Consider the following 23,841-nt stretch of genomic DNA (forward strand, 5'->3'; position numbering starts at 1 on the left):
ATTATTTTCCTCCTTCCTCAGTTTTCTTCTTAGCAGGAAGGACTTCTCCGCGGTAGATCCAAACTTTTACTCCAAGCTTTCCGTAAGTTGTGTCCGCTTCTGCATGAGCATAGTCGATGTCAGCACGAAGAGTATGAAGTGGAACAGTTCCTTCACTGTAATGTTCAGCACGGGCGATATCAGCACCGCCAAGACGTCCAGATACCATTGTTTTAATTCCTTTTGCTCCAGCTCTCATAGCACGTTGGATAACTTGCTTTTGAGCACGGCGGAATGAAACACGGTTTTCTAGTTGTCGAGCAATGTTTTCAGCAACCAATTTTGCATCAAGATCTGCTCTCTTGATCTCAACGATATTGATGTGAACTCGTTTACTTGTCAACTCATTAAGAGCTTTACGAAGTGCTTCGACTTCTGTACCACCTTTACCAATAACCATACCTGGTTTAGCAGTGTGGATTGTAATATTGATGCGGTTAGCAGCACGCTCGATTTCTACCTTAGAAACAGAAGCGTCTGATAAGCGTTTCGCGATGTATTCACGAACTCTAAGGTCTTCGTGTAAAAGGTCTGCATAATCTTTGCCAGCGTACCATTTGGATTCCCAATCACGAATGATTCCGATACGCAATCCGACTGGATGTACTTTTTGACCCATTACTTATCCCTCCTTCTTTTCAGATACCACGATTGTGATGTGGCTTGTGCGTTTGTTAATTGCGCTTGCACGACCCATCGCACGTGGGCGGAAACGTTTCAATGTTGGGCCTTCGTCAACGAACGCCTCAGTGATAACCAAGTTGTTTACGTCTAGCTCATAGTTATGCTCTGCATTTGCTACCGCAGATTTCAAAACTTTCTCAACTACTGGAGAAGCAGCTTTTGGTGTATGACGTAAAATTGCAACTGCTTCGCCGATTTGCTTTCCTCGAATTAAATCAACAACTAAGCGAACTTTACGAGGAGCAATACGAACTGTTCTAGCAACAGCTTTAGCTTGCATCAGGATGCCCTCCTCTCATTAACGTCTTGTTTTCTTATCGTCACTACCGTGACCTTTATAAGTACGTGTCGGCGCGAATTCGCCAAGTTTATGACCTACCATATCTTCAGTGATGTATACTGGCACGTGTTTACGACCATCGTATACAGCTACAGTATGACCAATGAATGCTGGGAAGATCGTTGAACGGCGGGACCAAGTTTTAACAACTTGTTTTCCCTCAGTTTCGTTAAGCTTATCGATCTTGCTAATCAAATGTTCATCAACAAAAGGTCCTTTTTTTAAGCTGCGACCCATGGTTGAACCTCCCTTCGTGATTGTCCTACGGTTCTCTCGACGAACCGTAGCTCAATCGCGTTATTTTTTGCGGTTACGAACGATAAATTTATTAGATTTAGCTTTTTTCTTACGAGTCTTGAATCCAAGAGTCGGTTTGCCCCAAGGTGACATTGGTGATTTACGTCCGATAGGGGAGCGTCCTTCACCACCACCGTGTGGATGGTCGTTAGGGTTCATTACAGATCCACGAACTGTTGGGCGCTTGCCTAACCAGCGTGAACGACCTGCTTTACCGATGTTGATAAGTTCGTGCTGTTCGTTACCAACTTGACCAACTGTTGCGCGGCAAGCAGATAAGATCATGCGAACTTCACCAGAGTTTAAACGAACTAGTACGTATTTGCCCTCTTTACCAAGAACTTGTGCAGAAGTACCTGCAGAACGTACTAATTGTCCACCTTTACCAGGTTTAAGCTCGATATTGTGGATTACTGTACCAACAGGAATGTTGATAAGTGGAAGTGCATTACCCACTTTGATATCTGCTTCAGGTCCAGACATAATTTCTGTACCAACTGTAAGGTTTTTAGGTGCTAGGATATAAGCTTTTTGACCATCAGCATAGTTGATTAATGCAATGTTTGCTGAACGGTTTGGATCATACTCAATAGTGGCAACGCGTCCTGGTATACCATCTTTTACACGTTTGAAATCGATGATACGATATTGACGCTTATGGCCGCCACCTTGATGACGAACGGTTAACTTACCTTGGTTGTTGCGGCCACCTTTTCTTTTCAAAGGCGCTAGCAATGATTTTTCTGGTTTATCAGTAGTGATTTCAGCAAAATCAGAAACTGTCATGCCGCGACGACCGTTGGAGGTAGGTTTGTATTTTTTGATCGCCATTTCGTTTCCCTCCTCTTCTGATTAAGTTACTTAGACTTCAAAGAATTCGATTTCTTTGCTGTCTGCAGTTAATTTAACAATAGCTTTACGACGTTTGTTAGTATAGCCAGCATGACGACCCATGCGTTTGAACTTGCCTTTATAGTTCATGATGTTGACTTTTTCTACTTTAACGTCAAAGATTTCTTCTACTGCATCTTTAACTTGAGTTTTATTAGCTTTCACGTTTACTTCAAACGTGTACTTTTTCTCTGCCATTAAGTCAGTAGAACGCTCAGTGATAACGGGGCGCTTAATGATATCACGTACATCCATTATCCAAGCACCTCCTCTACTTTTTCAACCGCAGCTTTCGTCATGATAACTTTGTCATGAGCAAGCACGTCTAAAACATTTACGCTGTTTGCTTCTACTACTGTGATACCTTGAAGGTTGCGAGCAGATAGAGCAACATTCTCATCAAGACCATCAGTGATTACCAATGCTTTAGTGTTCACAGATAGGCTTTTAAGAACAGCTGCAAATTCTTTTGTTTTAGGTGCATTGAAAGCTAACGCTTCTAGTACAACGATGTTTTCTTCCATTACTTTAGAAGATAACGCAGATTTGATCGCTAAGCGACGAACTTTTTTAGGAAGTTTGTAGCTGTAGCTGCGTGGAACTGGTCCAAATACAGTACCACCACCGCGCCATTGTGGAGAACGGATAGATCCTTGACGCGCACGGCCAGTACCTTTTTGGCGCCATGGTTTGCGTCCACCGCCTGCAACTTCAGAACGGCCTTTTACTTTATGAGTTCCTTGACGCAAGGAAGCTCTTTGCATGATTACTGCTTCAAACAACACGTGTTTGTTAGGTTCAATACCAAATACAGAATCTTTTAAGTCGATATCACCGACTTTAGAACCCGATTGGTTAAAGAGTGCTACTTTCGGCATTCCTATTTCCTCCTTTCCTGCGATGTCGATTATTTAGACTTTACTGCAGTTTTGACTTTAAGCAAAGCTTTTTTAGGACCTGGTACGTTGCCTTTTACCAATAGCAAGTTACGCTCAGCGTCAACTTTGACAACAACTAGGTTTTGGATAGTAACTTGTTCTCCGCCCATGCGGCCAGGTAGCAATTTGTTCTTGAAAACGCGGTTAGGCGCTACAGGACCCATTGAACCAGGACGACGGTGGTAACGAGATCCGTGGGACATTGGTCCACGAGATTGGTTATGGCGCTTGATAGAGCCTTGGAAACCTTTACCTTTCGAGATACCTGTTACATCAATTACATCGCCTTCTGCGAAAATATCTACTTTGACTGCTTGACCAACTTCATACTCATCTAAGTTTGCTGCGCGGAATTCGCGAACGAAGCGCTTAGGAGCAGTATTCGCTTTATCAGCATGTCCTTTTTCCGGTTTGTTAGAAAGCTTAGCGCGCTTATCTTCAAAACCTACTTGGATAGCTTCGTAGCCATCGCCTTCAACTGATTTCTTTTGAAGAACAACGTTGTTAGCTGCTTCGATAACAGTTACAGGGATAAGCTCACCGTTTTCAGCGAAAACTTGAGTCATACCGATTTTTCTTCCTAAGATTCCTTTGGTCATGAGTCACACCTCCTGTTAAATGATTGTTTATTTATTAAAGTTTAATTTCGATGTCAACACCAGATGGTAAATCCAAACGCATTAATGAATCAACTGTTTGTGGTGTTGGGTTTACGATATCGATTAAGCGTTTATGTGTACGCATTTCAAATTGCTCACGAGAATCTTTGTACTTATGCACCGCACGAAGTATCGTGTAAACAGATTTCTCAGTCGGCAATGGAATCGGACCTGATACCGCAGCACCTGAACGTTTAGCTGTTTCAACGATTTTCTCAGCAGATTGATCAAGAATTCTGTGATCATATGCTTTTAATCGAATTCGAATTTTTTGTTTTGCCATCATTTTCCCTCCTTTTCGCCTATTTAACTATAGACATTCTCCATGGAAATTTCCCACACATCCGCCATGGCAAAGCGGCCGGGTGTGTCAGCAACCTTCCACTTCATCGCAGTCAAAGACCAACATTGTCTATTATACTAAAAGCCCAGAGAATATGCAATACAAAGATTGAAATTCTTTGTGCCTCACACACTTTTACTATTATACATAGTTTGAATAAAGTTTTCAACCACTCATTGGGATTCACATTTTCTTCTATATATAATAGAAGGAATAATTAATCCAGCTTGCTTCCCTAAGGTTTCGTTCTATCCTTCAAACAAAACGGAATAGAACAATAGATAGGATTCCTTGCTTTTTTGGCAATAAAAAAAAGCAGATGGTGATCAGCCATCTGCTTTTTGATATCGAACTAAGCAGGATTACTCAGTGATAGTTGCTACTACACCAGCGCCTACAGTACGTCCGCCTTCACGGATTGAGAATTTAGTACCTTCTTCAATCGCGATTGGAGCGATAAGTTCAACAGTCATTTCAATGTTATCGCCAGGCATTACCATTTCAACGCCTTCTGGAAGTTGAATGATGCCAGTTACGTCAGTTGTACGGAAGTAGAACTGAGGGCGGTAGTTTGAGAAGAATGGAGTATGACGTCCACCTTCTTCTTTAGAAAGAACGTAAACTTCTGATTTGAATTTAGTGTGTGGAGTGATTGTACCTGGTTTAGCAAGTACTTGTCCACGTTGTACATCGTCACGAGCAACCCCACGAAGAAGTGCACCGATGTTGTCTCCAGCTTCTGCATAGTCAAGAAGCTTACGGAACATTTCAACACCTGTTACAGTAGTTGATTTTGGCTCTTCAGTTAAACCGATGATGTCGATAGTGTCACCAACTTTAACTTGTCCACGCTCAACACGTCCTGTAGCAACTGTTCCACGACCAGTGATAGAGAATACATCCTCAACTGGCATCATGAATGGCTTTTCAGTGTCACGTTCTGGAGTTGGGATATACTCATCAACTGCGTTCATAAGTTCAACGATTTTTTCTTCCCACTCAGCTTCTCCTTCAAGAGCTTTAAGAGCAGAACCTTTGATTACTGGAATGTCGTCGCCTGGGAAATCGTACTCAGAAAGAAGGTCACGAACTTCCATTTCAACTAATTCAAGCAATTCTTCGTCGTCTACCATGTCACATTTGTTCATGAATACAACTAGGTAAGGAACACCAACTTGGCGAGATAGCAAGATGTGCTCACGAGTTTGTGGCATTGGGCCGTCAGCAGCAGAAACAACTAGGATTCCGCCGTCCATTTGTGCAGCACCAGTGATCATGTTTTTAACGTAGTCAGCATGTCCTGGGCAGTCAACGTGTGCATAGTGGCGAGTATCAGTTTCGTACTCAACGTGTGCTGTTGAGATTGTGATTCCACGCTCGCGCTCTTCTGGAGCAGCATCGATCATGTCGTATGCCATAGCTGCACCTTTACCGCTGCGCTTTGCAAGAACAGTAGTGATAGCTGCTGTCAAAGTAGTTTTACCATGGTCAACGTGACCAATTGTACCAATGTTCGCATGTGTTTTGGAACGATCGAATTTCTCTTTACCCATTTGGAAATCCTCCTTTAATTTTAAAAGAAATTATTTGTTGTTTTATTATGATTCAAAGAAGATGGTGTACCATCTTCTTATTACCACGTTCTACACTAGTAGTTATACTTCATTAAAGGTGAGAAATCAATTACTCGCCTTTATTTTTTTTGATGATTTGTTCGCTGATTGATTTTGGTACTTCTTCGTAATGATCGAAGTGCATGGAGAATACTCCACGTCCTTGCGTATTAGAACGAAGGGAAGTTGCGTAACCAAACATTTCAGAAAGTGGAACGAATGATTTAACAACTTGCGCATTACCACGAGCTTCCATTCCTTCAACTCGTCCACGACGAGAAGTAACGTCACCCATGATATCTCCTAAATATTCTTCAGGGATAACAATCTCAACCTTCATGATAGGCTCAAGAATTACTGGGTTACATTTTGAAACAGCATTTTTAAGCGCCATAGATGCCGCAATTTTGTATGCCATCTCAGAGGAGTCAACATCATGGTAAGAACCGTCAAACAAACGAGCTTTGATGTCGATTAGCGGATAGCCCGCAAGTACACCGTTGTCAAGCGCATCTTCTAATCCGGATTGGATAGCAGGTACGTATTCACGAGGTACTACACCACCGACGATTCCGTTTTCGAATTCGAATCCTTTTCCTTCTTCGTTAGGAGAGAATTCGATCCAAACGTGACCGTATTGTCCGCGTCCACCGGATTGTCGAACGAATTTACCTTCGACTTGAGCAGAAGCACGGAAAGTTTCACGGTAAGAAACTTGAGGTGCACCAACATTTGCTTCAACTTTGAATTCACGCTTCATACGGTCAACGATGATATCAAGGTGAAGTTCACCCATACCAGCAATGATAACTTGTCCAGTTTCCTGGTCAGTGTGCGCACGGAACGTAGGATCCTCTTCTTGAAGCTTTTGTAAAGCTGTAGTCATTTTATCTTGGTCAGCTTTAGATTTAGGTTCAATTGCAACAGAGATAACCGGCTCAGGGAATTCCATAGACTCAAGAATTACTAGACTCTTTTCATCACATAGAGTGTCGCCTGTAGTAGTGTCTTTAAGACCTACAGCAGCTGCGATATCACCTGCATACACTTGAGAGATCTCTTCACGGGAGTTAGCGTGCATTTGCAGGATACGACCTACGCGTTCACGTTTGCCCTTTGTAGAGTTTTGTACGTATGAACCGGAGCTTAATGTACCGGAATACACACGGAAGAATGTCAATTTACCGACATAAGGGTCAGTCATTACTTTAAACGCTAGAGCAGAGAATGGCTCTTCGTCGCTTGATGGGCGAGTAATCTCTTCATCTGAATCAGGAACAGTTCCTTTGATTGCAGGAACATCCAATGGAGATGGTAGATAGTCGATTACTGTATCCAACATAAGCTGAACACCTTTGTTTTTAAAGGCAGATCCACAGATTACAGGATAGAATTCAACGTTAACAGTACCTTTACGGATAGCTGCTTTCAATTCATCAGTAGAGATTTCTTCTCCACCAAGGTATTTTTCCATTAATTCTTCATCAAGTTCTGCAACTGCTTCGATTAATTTTTCACGCCATTCTTCTGCAAGCTCTTGGTGAGACTCAGGAATGTCGCGAACCTCGATTTCAGTACCCAGGTCGTTGCCATAGAATACTGCTCTCATTTCGACTAAGTCGATGATCGCTTCAAACTCATCTTCAGCTCCGATAGGGATCTGAATTGGATGAGCATTCGCTTGAAGACGGTCATGAAGAGTTTTTACAGAGTACAAGAAGTCTGCACCGATTTTGTCCATTTTGTTGACGAAAACGACACGCGGTACTCCGTAAGTTGTAGCTTGGCGCCAAACAGTTTCTGTTTGAGGCTCAACACCAGATTGAGCATCAAGAACAGCAACTGCACCGTCAAGTACACGAAGAGAACGTTCAACTTCTACTGTGAAGTCTACGTGTCCCGGAGTATCGATGATGTTTACGCGGTGACCTTTCCAAGATGCAGTAGTTGCAGCGGAAGTGATCGTGATACCGCGCTCTTGCTCCTGTTCCATCCAGTCCATTTGGGAAGCACCTTCGTGTGTTTCACCAATCTTATGGATACGTCCAGTGTAGTAAAGAACACGTTCAGTAGTTGTTGTTTTACCAGCATCGATGTGAGCCATGATACCGATATTACGAGTGTTATCTAAGGAGAACTCTCTTGCCATGCTGTTATTTCTCCTTCCTATATGAATAATTTTTTAGGTTTAAAGATCAAATTACCAGCGGTAGTGAGCAAACGCTTTGTTTGCTTCCGCCATTTTGTGTGTATCTTCACGTTTCTTGACTGCTGCACCAGTGTTGTTGGCTGCATCAAGGATTTCGTTAGCTAAACGCTCTTCCATGGTTTTTTCACCGCGAAGACGAGCGTAGTTTACTAACCAGCGAAGACCAAGAGTCGTACGGCGTTCAGGGCGAACCTCAACTGGTACTTGGTAGTTTGCACCACCAACACGACGAGCTCTTACTTCCAATACTGGCATGATGTTTTTCAAAGCTTGATCGAATACTTCCATTGCATCTTTACCTGTGCGATCTTTGATGATATCAAAAGATGAATAAAGAATTTTTTGAGAAGTACCTTTCTTGCCATCAACCATCATTTTATTGATTAAGCGAGTCACTAGTTTAGAATTGTAAAGCGGATCTGGCAATACATCTCTTTTAGAAACAGGACCTTTACGTGGCATGTGTATTTCCTCCTTTCAGCAAAAGCTTACTTTCTTAATTGAATTATTTTTTAGCTGGTTTAGGGCGCTTAGTACCGTATTTAGAACGGCCTTGTCTGCGGCTGTCAACACCTGCAGTATCCAAAGCACCACGAACGATGTGATAACGTACCCCTGGTAAATCTTTTACACGTCCGCCGCGGATAAGTACGACGCTGTGCTCTTGCAAGTTATGACCAATACCAGGAATATAAGCAGTTACCTCGATACCGTTAGTCAAACGAACACGAGCATATTTACGCAATGCGGAGTTCGGTTTCTTCGGTGTCATTGTACCAACACGAGTACATACTCCGCGTTTTTGTGGAGATGATACGTTTGTGTTAGCTTTTTTGAAGCTGTTATAACCTTTGTTAAGTGCTGGAGATTTAGATTTAGTCGATTTTGATTGACGTGGTTTACGCACTAATTGGTTAATAGTTGGCATGTGTATTTCCTCCCTTCAAGTTTGTTTAAGCCCACACATCCAGGTGGTTCATTTTTAAGCAAAAACAAAGTCTTTGCAGTTCACCAATGCTGCAAAAACATGTTAATAAAATAGTGCGACAGCTGCTGCTCCGACATCAATACCGCATGTTCTTCCGAGCTTTCGCATAGAATCTACATGAGTAATTGTGACATTCATGTTCTCAGCCGTTTCAATTACCTTCGCCGTCAACATTGGATCGGCATCATCGGCAATGATGACTTCTTTGACATTTCTATCTTTTAGAGCTTTAACTGTCTGTTTAGTTCCTGCTATAAAACTTTTAGCCTGCGATACTTTTTCATAAGACATTTGCATATCCTCCAAAGCAGCTGGATAAAGAATAAGAGCAACCTTGAATATATTATCATCTACCTATTTTAATGTCAACAGGATATTCATGATAATTTTCAAAAATGGAGCCGGACGCAAAAGAATGAAATGCTCTCCTTTTGCGCCGGCTTATTTTTATTATTCTACTGTCACTGGCTCTTCAGAACCGATCAGTTCAGCTTCAGCCCTGCGATAGCGCTGCATGCCTGTTCCTGCCGGCACCAATTTACCGATGATGACATTTTCTTTCAAGCCGAGAAGCTCGTCGCGTTTTCCTTTGATTGCTGCATCTGTAAGGACACGAGTTGTTTCCTGGAAGGATGCTGCAGACAAGAAGGAATCCGTTTCAAGTGATGCTTTTGTAATACCGAGCAAGACTGGACGTCCTGTTGCAGGCACTCCGCCTCCAAGGATTGCTTTTTCGTTGGCATCCGTAAATTGATGGATATCAAGAAGAGATCCTGGAAGAACTTCTGTGTCGCCGGCATCAATGACACGTACTTTGCGAAGCATTTGGCGAACCATTACTTCAACGTGCTTATCACCGATTTCAACACCCTGCATACGGTAAACTTTTTGAACTTCGCGAAGCAGGTATTCCTGCACCGCATTGACATCACGGACCTTAAGCAATTCTTTCGGATCGATGGATCCTTCTGTCATTACTTGGCCGCGGCCAACTTTATCATTTACAGCCACTTTCAAGCGTGCTGTATATGGTGCGTTGTAAGAGCGTGTTTCGACTTCACCTTGGACGACGATTTCCTGCTGGCGGTCGCGGCCTTCATTGATGGCAGTGACAACACCAGTAATTTCGGAAATGATTGCTTGCCCTTTAGGGTTACGAGCCTCAAACAACTCTTGGATACGAGGAAGACCTTGTGTGATATCGTCCCCTGCAACCCCACCTGTATGGAACGTACGCATTGTAAGCTGTGTACCTGGTTCACCGATTGATTGGGCAGCGATAATACCGACTGCTTCTCCCACTTCAACCTGCTGGCCAGTTGCCAAGTTGCGGCCGTAGCACTTCTTACATACGCCATGGCGTGTGTTGCAAGTGAATGCAGAACGGATGGAAACAGATTCCACGCCTGCGCTGACGATAGCTTTTGACAGATCCTCATCGATCAATTCGTTTTCATCCACCATCACTTCGCCTGTTTCAGGGTTCTTGATGGCTTTTCTTGCATAACGGCCAATCAAGCGCTCTTCCAACGGCTCGATGATTTCTGTGCCTTCTTTGATGGAGCTGATATGAAGACCACGGTCTGTTCCGCAGTCATCTTCACGGACGATAACATCCTGTGCAACATCAACAAGACGGCGTGTAAGATATCCTGAGTCAGCTGTTTTCAAGGCTGTATCCGCAAGACCTTTACGCGCACCATGCGTCGAGATGAAGTATTCGAGTACCGTCAGACCTTCACGGAATGAAGATTTGATCGGCAACTCGATGATGCGTCCGGCCGGGTTGGCCATCAATCCGCGCATACCAGCTAACTGTGTAAAGTTAGATGCGTTACCACGGGCACCAGAGTCACTCATCATGAAGATTGGGTTGCGTTTGTCAAGGGATGCCATCAGCTTGCCTTGGATTGTATCTTTCGCACCACTCCAGATGGAGATGACGCGGTCATAGCGTTCTTCTTCCGTGATAAGACCACGGCGGAACTGCTTCAATACGTTGTCTACCTTCGTTTGAGCTTCCTTCAGAATTTCTTCTTTTTCAGCCAATACGACGATATCCGCTACACCGACAGTGATGCCGGCTTTTGTAGAATATTTGAATCCGAGGTTTTTCATGCGGTCAAGCATTTTAGACGTTTCAGTGATTTTGAATCGCTTGAATACTTCCGCGATGATGTTTCCAAGGATTTTCTTCTTGAATGGATCAATACCAGGCTGCTTTTGGATATGTTCCTTAACGTTGGTTGTCGGATCTACAAAATACTTCTCTGGAGTGCGAACTTCCAGGTTCGTTTGTGTAGGTTCGTTGATGTAAGGGAACGAATCAGGCAGGATCTCGTTGAATACGAGTTTTCCGACTGTCGTAATCAAAAGCATTTTCCTTTGTTCTTCAGTGAATGTTTGGTTCACTATTGAACTGGCATGAACGGCAATTCTTGTGTGCAGATGCACATATCCGTTTTGATAAGCGATCAAGGCTTCGTTCGTATCCTTGAAGATACTGCCTTCACCGACACCACCTTCTCTTTCCATCGTCAAGTAATAGTTTCCTAATACCATATCCTGGGAAGGAGTAACAACCGGCTTGCCATCTTTTGGATTCAAGATATTTTGAGCTGCAAGCATCAACAGTCTTGCTTCTGCTTGAGCTTCAGATGATAAAGGTACATGGACGGCCATTTGGTCACCATCAAAGTCCGCGTTATATGCAGTACATACGAGCGGGTGAAGACGGATTGCGCGTCCTTCAACCAATGTTGGTTCGAACGCCTGGATTCCAAGTCTGTGAAGAGTAGGAGCACGGTTTAAGAGAACTGGATGTTCTTTAATGACCGATTCAAGGACATCCCATACTTCAGGCTGAACACGTTCGATTTTTCTTTTTGCACTCTTGATATTATGCGCCAAGCCTTTTTCGACAAGCTCTTTCATGACGAATGGCTTAAACAATTCAAGAGCCATTTCTTTCGGAAGTCCGCATTGGTACATTTTTAAGTTAGGACCAACGACGATTACAGAACGTCCGGAGTAGTCAACACGTTTACCAAGCAAGTTTTGGCGGAAGCGCCCTTGCTTCCCTTTCAGCATATGGGAAAGGGATTTTAATGGACGGTTGCCCGGTCCTGTAACTGGACGGCCGCGGCGTCCGTTATCGATCAACGCATCTACAGCCTCTTGAAGCATACGCTTCTCGTTTTGAACGATGATGCTTGGAGCACCAAGGTCCAATAGACGCTTAAGACGGTTGTTGCGGTTGATGACACGGCGGTAAAGATCATTCAAATCAGATGTCGCAAAACGTCCTCCATCCAACTGAACCATCGGACGAAGTTCAGGAGGGATGACAGGAAGTACATCAAGAATCATCCAATCAGGATCATTTCCAGAGTTGCGGAATGCTTCAAGTACTTCAAGGCGTTTGATTGCACGTGTACGGCGTTGGCCTTGTGCAGTTTTAAGATCTTCTTTAAGATAATCGACTTCTTTGTCCAAATCGATGTCTTGAAGAAGTTTTTTGATCGCTTCTGCACCCATTGCAGCTTGGAATTTGTTTCCGTACTTTTCACGGTATGCTCGATATTCCTTTTCGGAAAGAAGCTGTTTCTTTTCTAAGGCTGTATCAGCCGGCTCTGTTACAACATAAGAAGCGAAGTAAATGACTTCCTCCAAAGCACGCGGGGACATGTCAAGAACAAGGCCCATGCGGCTAGGGATTCCTTTGAAGTACCAGATGTGGGAAACAGGTGCAGCAAGTTCGATGTGGCCCATGCGCTCACGGCGAACTTTTGCCCTTGTTACTTCTACCCCGCATCGATCACAAACGACGCCTTTATAGCGTACGCGTTTGTACTTTCCGCAATGGCATTCCCAGTCCTTTGTCGGACCGAAAATGCGCTCACAGAACAAACCGTCTTTTTCAGGTTTTAAAGTACGATAGTTGATAGTTTCTGGTTTTTTGACTTCCCCGAATGACCATGATCTGATTTTATCAGGTGAAGCTAAACCGATTTTCATATACTCAAAATTATTAACGTCTAGCAAGGGGCCTACCTCCCTTTTAATCTACAGGTTCTACCCTTATTGCTTCACAAGAGATTATTCCTTACTGCCAACAATTTCTGATTCTTCTTTTTTAGAATCAGGCGCGATGTTAAGAGTATCAGCTTGCTGCTGTTCTTCTTCATCTTCCATATCGCGCATTTCTATTTCTTCTTCATCGCCGGAAAGGATCTTAACATCCATACCCAAACTTTGAAGTTCTTTGATCAATACTTTAAATGATTCTGGAACACCAGGTTCCGGAACGTTTTCTCCTTTGACGATGGCTTCGTATGTTTTCACACGGCCTACAACGTCATCGGATTTAACTGTAAGAATTTCTTGAAGCGTATAAGCTGCCCCATATGCTTCAAGCGCCCAAACCTCCATCTCACCGAAACGCTGACCACCGAATTGAGCTTTACCGCCCAACGGCTGCTGCGTAACTAGAGAGTATGGTCCAGTAGAACGTGCATGAAGCTTATCGTCGACCATGTGAGCCAGTTTGATCATATACATGATACCGACAGATACACGGTTATCGAACGGCTCGCCTGTTCTTCCATCGTAAAGGATGGTTTTTGCATCACGTGCCATGCCAGCTTCTTCAATGGTAGACCAGACATCTTCCTCACGCGCACCATCAAATACTGGAGATGCGACATGAATTCCCAACGTTCTGGCAGCCATTCCAAGGTGAAGCTCAAGCACCTGTCCGATATTCATACGTGATGGAACCCCTAATGGGTTAAGCATGATATCGATCGGTGTGCCGTCCGGCAAGTACGGCATATCTTCTTCCGGAAGGATTCTTGAGATAACCCCTTTGTTACCATGTCGTCCGGCCATCTTATCTCCTTCAGAAATCTTACGCTTCTGAACGATATAGACACGAACCAGCTGGTTAACACCTGGAGGAAGCTCATCTCCGTCTTCACGGTTGAATACTTTTACGTCAAGGATGATTCCTTCACCACCGTGAGGTACACGTAAAGAAGTATCGCGTACTTCACGTGCTTTCTCACCAAAGATCGCATGCAATAAACGTTCTTCTGCTGTCAATTCAGTTACGCCCTTAGGTGTTACTTTTCCAACAAGCAGGTCTCCGTCTTTTACTTCTGCACCGACCCGGATGATTCCGCGTTCGTCAAGGTTGCGCAATGCGTCTTCCCCGACGTTAGGAATATCGCGAGTGATTTCTTCAGGTCCAAGTTTGGTATCGCGTGATTCTGACTCGTATTCTTCAATGTGGATGGATGTGTAGACATCATCTTTCACAAGACGTTCGCTCATGATGATGGCATCTTCATAGTTGTATCCATCCCAAGTCATGAATCCGACCATAACGTTGCGGCCTAGAGCCAATTCACCTTTTTCCATGGATGGACCGTCAGCAAGGATTTCACCTTTTGTCACACGGTTTCCTACAGCAACGATTGGACGCTGGTTGTAGCAAGTACCCTGATTGGAACGGATGAATTTTTGCATACGGTATTTATCAAGATCGCCTTTTACTTCCTGGCCATCTACTTCTTTGATGCGGCGAACCCAAACTTCACGGGATTCAACATGTTCAACGATTCCTTCGTGTTTGCAGATTACTGCTGCACCGGAGTCTTTTGCAGATACATATTCCATACCTGTACCGACGATTGGTGATTCAGGCTGCATGAGAGGTACAGCTTGGCGCTGCATGTTCGCTCCCATCAATGCACGGTTGGAGTCATCATTTTCTAAGAACGGGATACATGCAGTCGCAGCAGATACTACCTGCTTAGGAGATACATCCATGTAGTCGATGCGCTCTCTCTTGATAACTGTGTTTTCCCCTCTGAAACGAGCGATTACTTCTTCATCAAGGAATTGCCCGTTGTCGCCCAAGCGAGCATTCGCCTGTGCCACAACATAGTTATCTTCCTCATCTGCAGTCAAGTAATCAATATGGTTAGTCACGTCCCCTGTTTCAGGATCGACGCGGCGATATGGCGTTTCGATAAATCCGAAGCGGTTGACTTTCGCAAATGATGAAAGCGAGTTGATCAATCCGATGTTCGGACCCTCTGGAGTTTCAATCGGACACATGCGGCCATAATGGGAGTAATGGACGTCACGCACTTCGAATCCAGCACGCTCACGAGTCAAACCGCCTGGTCCCAATGCAGATAGACGACGTTTATGCGTCAATTCAGCAAGAGGGTTGGTTTGATCCATGAACTGCGACAACTGGGAACTTCCGAAGAATTCTTTAATTGACGCAATCACAGGTCTGATGTTGATCAGCTGCTGAGGCGTGATTGTGTTGGTATCTTGAATGGACATTCTTTCGCGTACCACACGCTCCATACGGGATAAACCGATACGGAATTGATTCTGAAGCAACTCACCGACAGAACGAAGACGTCTGTTTCCTAGATGGTCGATATCATCTGTATCCCCTACTTCATGAAGCAAGTTGAAGAAGTAGCTGATAGAAGAAATGATATCTGCAGGAGTGATGTTTTTGATTGCTTCTTCTACAAAAGCGTTGGCAATGACGTTGATGTCCTTTTCGCCTTCCTCATTCGGTGCGAAAATTTTAATAGATTGCAGGACAATATCCTCTTCTACCACTCCACCGTTTTGGCGGAAAGTCTTAAATCCAACTCCGCTTTCAAGCTGAGGAAGGATTTTATCCAGGGTACGGCGGTCAAGAAGAGTTCCTTTTTCTGCAATGATCTCGCCTGTTTCAGGATCTGCCAATGTTTCAGCAAGCTTCTGATTGAACAGACGATTTTTGATATGAAGCTTTTTATTGATTTTATAGCGACCAACATTCGCTAGATCATAGCGTTTCGGATCGAAAAAGCGGGAAACCAATAGGCTCTTCGCATTTTCAACTGTAGGCGGTTCGCCCGGGCGCAAACGCTCATAGATTTCGAGAAGCGCTTTTTCAGTGCTTTCCGTATTGTCTTTTTCCAGCGTGTTGCGAATATATTCATTATCACCAACTAAATCGATGATTTCCTGGTCGGAGCCGAATCCAAGTGCACGCAATAGAACCGTTACCGGCAATTTGCGCGTGCGGTCGATGCGTACGTATACGACATCCTTCGCATCTGTTTCGTACTCAAGCCAAGCACCGCGGTTCGGAATAACAGTCGCAGTGAATCCTTTTTTACCGTTCTTATCCAATTTACCGCTGTAATACACACTCGGAGAACGAACGAGCTGTGATACAATTACGCGTTCTGCCCCATTGATGACAAAAGTACCTGTTTCAGTCATCAGCGGGAAGTCACCCATAAATACATCTTGATCTTTTACTTCACCTGTTTCTTTGTTAACCAAACGTACCTTCACTCGAAGAGGCGCGGAGAATGTAACATCTCTTTCCTTTGATTCTTCAACTGAATACTTTGGCTCTCCAAGGGAATAGTCGATGAATTCCAAGGATAGGTTCCCTGTGAAATCTTCGATAGGAGAAATGTCGTGGAACATTTCTTTCAATCCCTCATCTAGAAACCATTGATAGGAAGATGTTTGGATTTCAATAAGGTTTGGAAGCTCCAAAACCTCACTGATACGCGCAAAACTTCTGCGTTGGCGGTGTCGTCCATACTGAACAAGTTGACCTGTCAACTGATTCACCCCTCAAATCAAGCGTTTTGATTGCGTCTATAATGCCTATTGACAAGGAAAAGCCCTTCCTCAACAGACAAAAAGAAAAAGGGTTTTTTATTAAAAACCACATTTTCACATGACGAGCTATTATTTTATAATACTTTCCAATCTATCCAAATTTTATACAATCTATGTATGAAATAGATAGAATTCCGGAAAATAATATATTGGCATTTTATAATGCTAACATAGCCTAAATTAGCAGTCAATATTTTTTTGCTCTAATGATAAAATAACCCTTGCTTTTTTCTACAATATCTACTTCGGTAAATAATCCTTCTAATTTCGCCTTTGCACTTGGCGCCCCCTGCTTTTTTTGGATGACCACCCAAAGCTCTCCATTGTCAGCTAAAACCTTATGGCTCTGCTCAAAAATATCGTGCACCACTGTTTTTCCGGCACGGATAGGGGGATTGGTGATGACTGCAGCGAACCCTGATTCCTTCACGCCTATCAGACGATCACTTTCATAGATCCGAACATTCTCAACGTGATTCGCTTTCGCATTTTCCTCTGCAAGAGAGAGTGCACGCTGGTTAACATCTATCATATGAACTGTCCGCTCCGGCTCGCTTTTTGCAATACTCAGCCCGATGGGACCATAACCGCAGCCGACATCAAGGATAGGACCTTTCGTGTCCGGAGTTTCAAACGTTTCTATCAAAAGCCTTGAACCAAAGTCCACTTCGCTTTTCGAAAAGACTCCGGTATCGGTCTTAAAGCGGAACGTGTGATTTTTCAACCGAAACTCCCAATACTGAGGTTCACTTTTTACTTCAGGTGTTCGGGAATAATAATGATTTGACATTCAAATCACCTCCTAAAGGAGACTGTCAGCAGAGAAAAGTTGAGGATTTATTTTAAAGAAGAAAAAAGCCCGCTTAGCAAGCGAGCTTTTCATTTACAAGAAGATTACTTAACTTCAACAACGGCTCCAACTTCTTCAAGCTTGCCTTTAAGTTCTTCAGCTTCTTCTTTAGCGATGCCTTCTTTAAGAGCTTTAGGAGTGTTATCAACAAGTTCTTTCGCTTCTTTAAGACCAAGGCCTGTGATTTCGCGAACAACTTTGATAACTTTGATTTTTTGTGCACCAGCTTCAGTTAGTACAACATCAAATTCAGTTTTTTCAGCTGCAGCGTCTCCACCAGCAGCTCCACCCATCATTGCTACAGGAGCAGCAGCAGTTACACCAAATTCTTCTTCAATTGCTTTTACAAGATCGTTAAGATCAAGAACTGTCATTTCTTTGATCGCTTCGATGATTTGTTCTTTAGTCATGATATATTTCCTCCTTAATTTTTACATTAATAGTATTGTTTTTTTGCCTGTAATCAGGCGAACGCTGTATTAAGCGCCTTGTTCTTCTTTTTGTTCTGCCACTGCTTTAGCAGCAAGGGCAAAGTTGCGCATAGGTGCTTGAAGTACGCTAAGCAACATAGAAAGCAAGCCTTCGCGAGATGGTAGTTCTGCAAGTGCTTTGATTTCTTCAACAGTTGCAATGTTTCCTTCGATGACACCAGCTTTGATTTCCAAAGCTTCATGCTTTTTAGCAAAGTCGTTAAGAACTTTCGCAGGAGCTACGACATCTTCAGTACTGAACGCGATTGCGTTAGGACCTGTAAGAGCGTCATTCAACCCACTAAGTTCTGCTGCATCAGCCGCACGGCGAGTCATCGTGTTTTTGTACACTTTGAACTCGATTCCAGCTTCACGAAGCTGCTTACGAAGTTCTGTCACCTCTGCAACGCTCAATCCACGGTAGTCAACTACGATAGTAGACACACTGGATTTGAATTTCTCAGAGATTTCGTTTACTAGTTGTTTCTTTTGTTCTAAAACGCTGCTCATCCTTACACCTCCTGTAGATTTGTCAGCAGCTGCAGCAAATGCCGCATCTGCTTCTACTTACTAGATGAACATTCATACCGACAATAATAAAGCCTCCACATCTGAAAGTAGACATGGAGGCGCAATATCGAATAGCGAACGCTAAACGTTATATATATCGCGATTACCTCGGCAGGAAATTAAGCTTTTAAGAGCTCCTGCTGTCTACGGTATAAATGTTTTCTATTTATACAACAAAACACATTTTACTAGATGCATTTTGTAAAGTCAACTCTTTTTTTACTTCGCTGCGAAAGAAGAAGGATCAACTTTTACACCAGGGCCCATTGTAGTAGTTACAGTAAGATTCTTCATGTAAGTACCTTTAGCCGCAGATGGCTTAGCTTTAAGCATAGTATCGAAGATTGTTGTAAAGTTTTCAACCAGCTTGTTGTCTTCGAAAGACACTTTACCGATTGGAACATGAACGTTACCGGATTTATCAACACGGTATTCTACTTTACCAGCTTTGATTTCGTTGACAGCTTTTTCTACATCGAAAGTAACTGTGCCAGTTTTAGGGTTTGGCATTAAACCTTTTGGTCCCAATACGCGACCGATTTTACCAACTTCACCCATCATGTCAGGAGTTGCAACGATTACGTCGAACTCGAACCAACCTTGTTGGATCTTAGTGATGTAATCAGCATCGCCTACGTAGTCAGCTCCAGCAGCTTCTGCTTCTTTCGCTTTTTCACCTTTAGCAAATACCAATACGCGTTGTGTTTTACCAGTACCGTTCGGAAGAACGACTGCACCACGGATTTGTTGGTCAGCTTTCTTAGGATCTACGCCAAGACGGAATGCAACTTCTACAGATGCATCGAATTTAGTGAAGTTAGCTTTTTTAGCCAACTCGATAGCTTCTTCAACAGAATAAGCTTTTGTACGGTCTACTAATTTTACAGCTTCAAGATATTTTTTACCTTTTTTCGCCATGATAAACTTCCTCCTTGATTGTGGTTTTAGCGGAATGACCTCCCACGAATAAAGGTTGCGGGTGAAGAGCTTTCAACCTCGCAACCTTGTCCAACTGAAACAATTCATTTACATGGATTAGTCTTCGATGACGATACCCATGCTGCGTGCAGTACCTTCGACCATGCGCATTGCTGATTCAACACTTGCAGCATTCAGGTCAGGCATTTTTGTTTCAGCAATCTCACGTACCTTGTCACGTTTGACTGTTGCAACCTTTTTACGGTTAGGTTCTCCAGAACCTGACTCGATGCCAGCCGCTTTCTTTAAAAGAACAGCTGCAGGCGGAGTCTTCGTAATGAATGTAAATGAACGGTCTTCAAATACCGTGATTTCAACTGGAATGATTAAGCCAGCTTGATCTGCTGTACGAGCGTTGAATTCTTTACAGAATCCCATGATGTTAACACCAGCTTGACCCAATGCAGGTCCAACAGGTGGTGCAGGGTTCGCTTTACCAGCAGGAATTTGCAATTTAACAAGTTTAATTACTTTTTTAGCCACGAGACACACCTCCTTAAGTCCGTGATGTGGTAATAGGGCTCTGGCCCTCCCACTCATATAGATGTCTTTATGATTATAAAGTACTTCAACATATGTTCAGTCTCTCAGATTGAGACATACTGACCTTTGAAATATTATCATTTATCCAGAAATATTTCAAGTTGTTTTCCATTATAATTTATCAACTTGTATAAAATCAAGCTCAACCGGCGTTTCCCGGCCAAACATATTGACCATGACTTTGACTTTTCCTTTGTCGCGGTCGATCTCTTCGACAGTACCTGTGAAGTTCGCAAATGGACCTTCTTTGACAGATACAGTCTCGCCCAATGTGTAGGAGACATCCACTCGCTTTTCTTCCATTCCCATATGTTTAAGGATTGTCACAACTTCCTCAGGAAGAAGCGGAGTCGGCTTCGATCCGGAACCGGAAGAACCAACGAATCCTGTAACACCAGGCGTGTTCCGTACAACATACCATGAATCATCCGTCATGATGATTTCTACAAGCACGTAGCCAGGGAATACTTTCCTTTTTACCACTTTTTTCTTTCCGTTCTTGATATCAGTTTCTTCCTCTTCAGGTACGATCACACGAAAAATCTTATCTTGCATCCCCATTGTTTCGACACGCTTCTCCAGGTTTGCTTTAACTTTATTTTCGTATCCTGAATACGTATGGACAACATACCAATTCTTTTCCATTCTGCAGGACTATGCGTCCTTCCCTCCCTAAAAAAAATATAGTCAGCGGATTCCGCTGCTGTTTTTAAACCAAAATTAAAAAACCCGCAGGACGGGTTTTTGAAAGAAAAATTCTTATCTACCCCCATTATACCATGAGGGAATAGAAGTTATTCAAAGTAACCTTAAAAATTTCTTCTCTACTATGATACTATTCTAAAATGAGTCGGACAAGCTTAGAAATTCCTAAATCTACAACAGCAAAGAATAAAGTAAGAAAAATGACAGTTGCAAACACTGTGACCGTATAGCCTGTTAGTTCTTTTCTTTTTGGCCAGCTGACCTTTCTCATTTCGGATGTAACATTGCGGAAGAATTGCGTTATGCTAGACATTTGTGTGACCTCCAACTCGTAAAATCGGCGATTTATCTCAAAGGGACCTACTTTGTTTCCTTATGGATGGTGTGGTCATTGCAGGTTTTGCAAAACTTCCTCAATTCCAACCTATCTCCGCTTGGCGCTTTATGATTAGTAGAATAGTTGCGGGAACTGCAAACAGAACATGCCAATACGACCTTTTTACTCATAATTACCACCTAATTCACTGCATCTTTTCATCCATAAAACAATAACATGCAATAGAGAGTGTGTCAATACGAACCCCATTTTTTTACAGACTGAATTCCCTTACTTCTAAATACCGTTCTAATTTTCTTTTCACCCTTTGAAGGGCATTATCAATAGATTTCACATGGCGATTGAGTTCTTCTGAAATTTCCTGATAGGACTGCCCGTCCAGATAAAGGGCTAGGACCTTTCTTTCAAGGTCGCTGAGCAGTTCAGTCATTTTATCCTCGATATTGTCGAATTCTTCGCGGTTAATGATTAATTCTTCAGGATTCATGACCTTCGTCCCCGAAATGACATCCATAAGGGTCCTGTCAGACTCTTCATCATAGATGGGCTTATCGAGGGAAACGTAGGAATTCAGCGGGATATGCTTTTGCCTGGTGGCTGTCTTGATAGCTGTGATGATCTGCCTTGTGATGCATAATTCTGCAAAGGCTTTAAAAGAGGTAAGCTTGTCCTCTTTATAGTCGCGGATCGCTTTATACAAGCCGATCATGCCTTCTTGCACGATGTCTTCTTTATCCGCTCCTATCAAGAAATATGACCTGGCTTTCGCTCTCACAAAATTCCGATATTTTTGAATAAGGAAATCCAAGGCTTCGCTTTCGCCTTGGTGGACCAAATCTACTAGGTGTTCATCTTCAAGCTGCTCGTAATCTTCTATAATTCCTATTCCTTTGTTTGAGCTCAACACAAGTCCCCCCTTGACCGCGCAAAAACAATAGATAGAAATATTATACAGCACGGTTTTTCAAGGCGTCAACCGCTCATCCTTCTCCCCGGCGCCATTTTTCGAAAATTTCTGCAACTTCTTTAGAGAGTGGAATCTTGGATGAAGGCCGTACCTGCTGGTCTTTTTCCAGTTTTTTCTCAATCTTCCGGTCGATTGCATTTATTTCGTTCAACAATTCCCGCGCCGACTTCCTCAGGGCTCCCTGTCCGAAAATCGCCCACTGTTCTGTATAATCCGATGTAGCCACATGGATCTGGGTTTTGATGTTGTTCATTTCGATCGCCAATTTTTCAATCCGTTCATCGGCTGTCTCGTTTTCCCGCGTAAAAAGGACATCGACGCGGAAATTCCGATACTTCCTTTCGATCCCTTTGACATAGTAAGCATCGAATATGACGATCACCTTATACCCTGTATATCCCTGATAATCTGCTAACCGTTCAATCAGCCGATCCCTCGCAGCAGATAAGTCCTTCTTTTTCAGCTCCCTTAGTTCCGGCCAGGCTCCAATGATGTTATAGCCATCGACAAGGAGAATATCCATCGGCTATTCTCCCAATGGATTTCTCTTGCGGTAAACCTCATACATTAATAGACTGGCGGCAACAGAGGCATTGAGGGAAGTGACTTTTCCTGCCATCGGCAAATGAATCAGAAAATCGCACTTTTCCTTGATGAGCCTTCCCATTCCTTTTCCTTCACTGCCAATTACTAATGCAAGAGGAATCGCTCCATCCATGCTGCGGTAATCCCCGCTGCCCTTGGCATCCGTCCCGAAGATCCACACGCCGCGTTCCTTTAATTCTTCTATTGTCCTCGCAATATTCGTCACCCTTGCAACCGGAATATATTCAATGGCCCCAGTCGATGCTTTGGCAACCGAAGCAGTCAATCCAACCGCTCTTCTTTTTGGGATGATGATACCGTGGGCTCCCACTGCATCTGCCGTCCTCATGATCGAACCAAGATTATGGGGATCCTCCAATTCGTCCAATATCATGAAGAATGGAGCTTCTCCCCTCTTCTCTGCCAATGCAAATAAATCATCCACCTCTGCATAGGCATAGGCCGCAACTTGAGCAACCACCCCTTGGTGATTCCCCTCGACCATTTGATCGATTTTTTTCTTTGGTACAAATTGGACAAATACTTTCATTTCTTTGGCCATGCCGATGATCTGCTGCATCTGTCCTTTTTGAGATCCTTCTGCAATCCATATCTTATTGATATCCCGTTCTGACTTAAGCGCCTCGATTACGGGATTTTTCCCGATGATATACTCCTGGCTCATGCTTGTCCTCCTTTCAATTTTTCCGTTTCTCCGGCAAGGATCATGTGGATGATTTCTTCCATCCGTTCTGTGTCCCCCGTTAAGTATAAGTATCCGATCAGACTTTCAAATGCCGTGCTGTATCGGTATGTCTGAACATCCGTATTTTTAGGGATGCTGCCCGACTTCGCGTTCCTTCCCCGTCGAATGACAGCTTGTTCTTCTTCAGTAAAAAAATCTGATTGGAAGAAATCGTGGAGGAACTTTGCCTGCGCCTTTGCTGAAACGAATTTTGTCGCTTCTTTATGGAGCTGGTTCGGCTTCACTTGTCCTTTTTCAAGGAGATGGCGCCGTATATATACCTCATATACGGCATCTCCCATATAGGCAAGGGCAAGGCTGTTCAACTGCTTGGGCACTATACTGCTTTTCTCATTCCCTTGCATATTATC

27 protein-coding genes and 1 other annotated feature are annotated in these 23,841 nt (G+C 43.4%); all 27 genes read right to left on the reverse strand.

Going from position 1 to position 23,841, the window contains the following annotated elements:
• Window position 1: 1 nt before the first annotated feature.
• The 27 genes from rpsC to DFR59_RS17010 all read right to left on the reverse strand — a co-directional run bounded on the left by rpsC (window position 2) and on the right by DFR59_RS17010 (window position 23,835).
• On the reverse strand, window positions 2–658 hold the full coding sequence (gene rpsC / locus DFR59_RS16880) for a 30S ribosomal protein S3 (protein ID WP_114746845.1): 657 nt from the start codon (window positions 656–658) through the stop codon (window positions 2–4).
• Between the two features lie 3 nt (window positions 659–661).
• Complete coding sequence (gene rplV / locus DFR59_RS16885; RefSeq protein WP_114746846.1) at window positions 662–1,003, reverse strand: 50S ribosomal protein L22; 342 nt, start codon at window positions 1,001–1,003, stop codon at window positions 662–664.
• An 18-nt stretch (window positions 1,004–1,021) separates the two neighbouring features.
• Window positions 1,022–1,300, reverse strand: a complete 279-nt coding sequence (gene rpsS, locus DFR59_RS16890) for a 30S ribosomal protein S19 (RefSeq protein ID WP_114746847.1) — start codon at window positions 1,298–1,300, stop codon at window positions 1,022–1,024.
• 60 nt (window positions 1,301–1,360) lie between these two features.
• Window positions 1,361–2,191 carry a 50S ribosomal protein L2 gene (gene rplB, locus DFR59_RS16895; protein WP_114746848.1) on the reverse strand — a complete coding sequence of 277 codons (831 nt, stop codon included), beginning with the start codon at window positions 2,189–2,191 and terminating at the stop codon, window positions 1,361–1,363.
• A 30-nt stretch (window positions 2,192–2,221) separates the two neighbouring features.
• Window positions 2,222–2,506, reverse strand: a complete 285-nt coding sequence (rplW, locus tag DFR59_RS16900; RefSeq protein WP_114746849.1) for a 50S ribosomal protein L23 — start codon at window positions 2,504–2,506, stop codon at window positions 2,222–2,224.
• Complete coding sequence (rplD, locus tag DFR59_RS16905; protein ID WP_114746850.1) at window positions 2,506–3,129, reverse strand: 50S ribosomal protein L4; 624 nt, start codon at window positions 3,127–3,129, stop codon at window positions 2,506–2,508. The genes rplW and rplD overlap by 1 nt, the downstream gene beginning before the upstream one ends.
• A gap of 29 nt (window positions 3,130–3,158) precedes the next feature.
• Entirely contained in the window at window positions 3,159–3,788 is a 630-nt protein-coding gene (gene rplC / locus DFR59_RS16910; protein WP_114746851.1) for a 50S ribosomal protein L3, read from the reverse strand.
• A gap of 34 nt (window positions 3,789–3,822) precedes the next feature.
• Window positions 3,823–4,131, reverse strand: coding sequence for a 30S ribosomal protein S10 (rpsJ, locus tag DFR59_RS16915; protein ID WP_003354783.1), 309 nt, complete (start codon window positions 4,129–4,131; stop codon window positions 3,823–3,825).
• A 422-nt stretch (window positions 4,132–4,553) separates the two neighbouring features.
• Window positions 4,554–5,744: an elongation factor Tu gene (gene tuf / locus DFR59_RS16920; RefSeq protein WP_114746852.1), complete on the reverse strand. Its 1,191-nt coding sequence runs from the start codon at window positions 5,742–5,744 to the stop codon at window positions 4,554–4,556.
• 130 nt (window positions 5,745–5,874) lie between these two features.
• Window positions 5,875–7,953: an elongation factor G gene (gene fusA / locus DFR59_RS16925; protein WP_114746853.1), complete on the reverse strand. Its 2,079-nt coding sequence runs from the start codon at window positions 7,951–7,953 to the stop codon at window positions 5,875–5,877.
• Window positions 7,954–8,004: 51 nt separating this feature from the next.
• Window positions 8,005–8,475, reverse strand: a complete 471-nt coding sequence (gene rpsG, locus DFR59_RS16930) for a 30S ribosomal protein S7 (protein ID WP_114746854.1) — start codon at window positions 8,473–8,475, stop codon at window positions 8,005–8,007.
• Between the two features lie 43 nt (window positions 8,476–8,518).
• Window positions 8,519–8,941 carry a 30S ribosomal protein S12 gene (rpsL, locus tag DFR59_RS16935; protein ID WP_114746855.1) on the reverse strand — a complete coding sequence of 141 codons (423 nt, stop codon included), beginning with the start codon at window positions 8,939–8,941 and terminating at the stop codon, window positions 8,519–8,521.
• 102 nt (window positions 8,942–9,043) lie between these two features.
• Window positions 9,044–9,292, reverse strand: coding sequence for a 50S ribosomal protein L7ae-like protein (locus DFR59_RS16940; protein ID WP_114746856.1), 249 nt, complete (start codon window positions 9,290–9,292; stop codon window positions 9,044–9,046).
• A gap of 159 nt (window positions 9,293–9,451) precedes the next feature.
• The gene (rpoC, locus tag DFR59_RS16945) at window positions 9,452–13,045 is read right to left on the reverse strand and encodes a DNA-directed RNA polymerase subunit beta' (protein ID WP_114746857.1); all 3,594 of its coding nucleotides are present in this window, start codon (window positions 13,043–13,045) and stop codon (window positions 9,452–9,454) included.
• A gap of 54 nt (window positions 13,046–13,099) precedes the next feature.
• Entirely contained in the window at window positions 13,100–16,660 is a 3,561-nt protein-coding gene (rpoB, locus tag DFR59_RS16950; protein ID WP_114746858.1) for a DNA-directed RNA polymerase subunit beta, read from the reverse strand.
• A gap of 247 nt (window positions 16,661–16,907) precedes the next feature.
• A complete protein-coding gene (locus tag DFR59_RS16955; protein WP_114746859.1) occupies window positions 16,908–17,510 on the reverse strand; it encodes a class I SAM-dependent methyltransferase in 603 nt (200 codons plus the stop codon).
• Between the two features lie 104 nt (window positions 17,511–17,614).
• Window positions 17,615–17,980, reverse strand: a complete 366-nt coding sequence (rplL, locus tag DFR59_RS16960) for a 50S ribosomal protein L7/L12 (protein WP_114746860.1) — start codon at window positions 17,978–17,980, stop codon at window positions 17,615–17,617.
• A gap of 69 nt (window positions 17,981–18,049) precedes the next feature.
• On the reverse strand, window positions 18,050–18,550 hold the full coding sequence (gene rplJ, locus DFR59_RS16965) for a 50S ribosomal protein L10 (RefSeq protein ID WP_114746861.1): 501 nt from the start codon (window positions 18,548–18,550) through the stop codon (window positions 18,050–18,052).
• 77 nt (window positions 18,551–18,627) lie between these two features.
• Window positions 18,628–18,778: a sequence feature (ribosomal protein L10 leader region), on the reverse strand.
• Window positions 18,779–18,829: 51 nt separating this feature from the next.
• The gene (rplA, locus tag DFR59_RS16970; RefSeq protein WP_114746862.1) at window positions 18,830–19,528 is read right to left on the reverse strand and encodes a 50S ribosomal protein L1; all 699 of its coding nucleotides are present in this window, start codon (window positions 19,526–19,528) and stop codon (window positions 18,830–18,832) included.
• 117 nt (window positions 19,529–19,645) lie between these two features.
• The gene (rplK, locus tag DFR59_RS16975; protein WP_147278280.1) at window positions 19,646–20,071 is read right to left on the reverse strand and encodes a 50S ribosomal protein L11; all 426 of its coding nucleotides are present in this window, start codon (window positions 20,069–20,071) and stop codon (window positions 19,646–19,648) included.
• A 171-nt stretch (window positions 20,072–20,242) separates the two neighbouring features.
• Window positions 20,243–20,776, reverse strand: a complete 534-nt coding sequence (gene nusG, locus DFR59_RS16980; RefSeq protein WP_114746864.1) for a transcription termination/antitermination protein NusG — start codon at window positions 20,774–20,776, stop codon at window positions 20,243–20,245.
• Between the two features lie 190 nt (window positions 20,777–20,966).
• On the reverse strand, window positions 20,967–21,149 hold the full coding sequence (gene secE, locus DFR59_RS16985) for a preprotein translocase subunit SecE (protein WP_114746865.1): 183 nt from the start codon (window positions 21,147–21,149) through the stop codon (window positions 20,967–20,969).
• Window positions 21,150–21,196: 47 nt separating this feature from the next.
• The gene (gene rpmG / locus DFR59_RS16990; RefSeq protein WP_114746866.1) at window positions 21,197–21,343 is read right to left on the reverse strand and encodes a 50S ribosomal protein L33; all 147 of its coding nucleotides are present in this window, start codon (window positions 21,341–21,343) and stop codon (window positions 21,197–21,199) included.
• An 83-nt stretch (window positions 21,344–21,426) separates the two neighbouring features.
• The gene (gene sigH / locus DFR59_RS16995; RefSeq protein WP_114746867.1) at window positions 21,427–22,077 is read right to left on the reverse strand and encodes an RNA polymerase sporulation sigma factor SigH; all 651 of its coding nucleotides are present in this window, start codon (window positions 22,075–22,077) and stop codon (window positions 21,427–21,429) included.
• A 76-nt stretch (window positions 22,078–22,153) separates the two neighbouring features.
• Window positions 22,154–22,663, reverse strand: coding sequence for an NYN domain-containing protein (locus DFR59_RS17000; protein ID WP_114746868.1), 510 nt, complete (start codon window positions 22,661–22,663; stop codon window positions 22,154–22,156).
• 3 nt (window positions 22,664–22,666) lie between these two features.
• Window positions 22,667–23,410, reverse strand: coding sequence for a 23S rRNA (guanosine(2251)-2'-O)-methyltransferase RlmB (gene rlmB, locus DFR59_RS17005; RefSeq protein ID WP_114746869.1), 744 nt, complete (start codon window positions 23,408–23,410; stop codon window positions 22,667–22,669).
• Window positions 23,407–23,835: a Mini-ribonuclease 3 gene (locus DFR59_RS17010; protein WP_114746883.1), complete on the reverse strand. Its 429-nt coding sequence runs from the start codon at window positions 23,833–23,835 to the stop codon at window positions 23,407–23,409. The genes rlmB and DFR59_RS17010 overlap by 4 nt, the downstream gene beginning before the upstream one ends.
• Window positions 23,836–23,841 lie beyond the last annotated feature (6 nt).

The sequence above is a fragment of the Falsibacillus pallidus genome, assembly GCF_003350505.1.
Taxonomy (GTDB): domain Bacteria; phylum Bacillota; class Bacilli; order Bacillales; family DSM-25281; genus Falsibacillus; species Falsibacillus pallidus.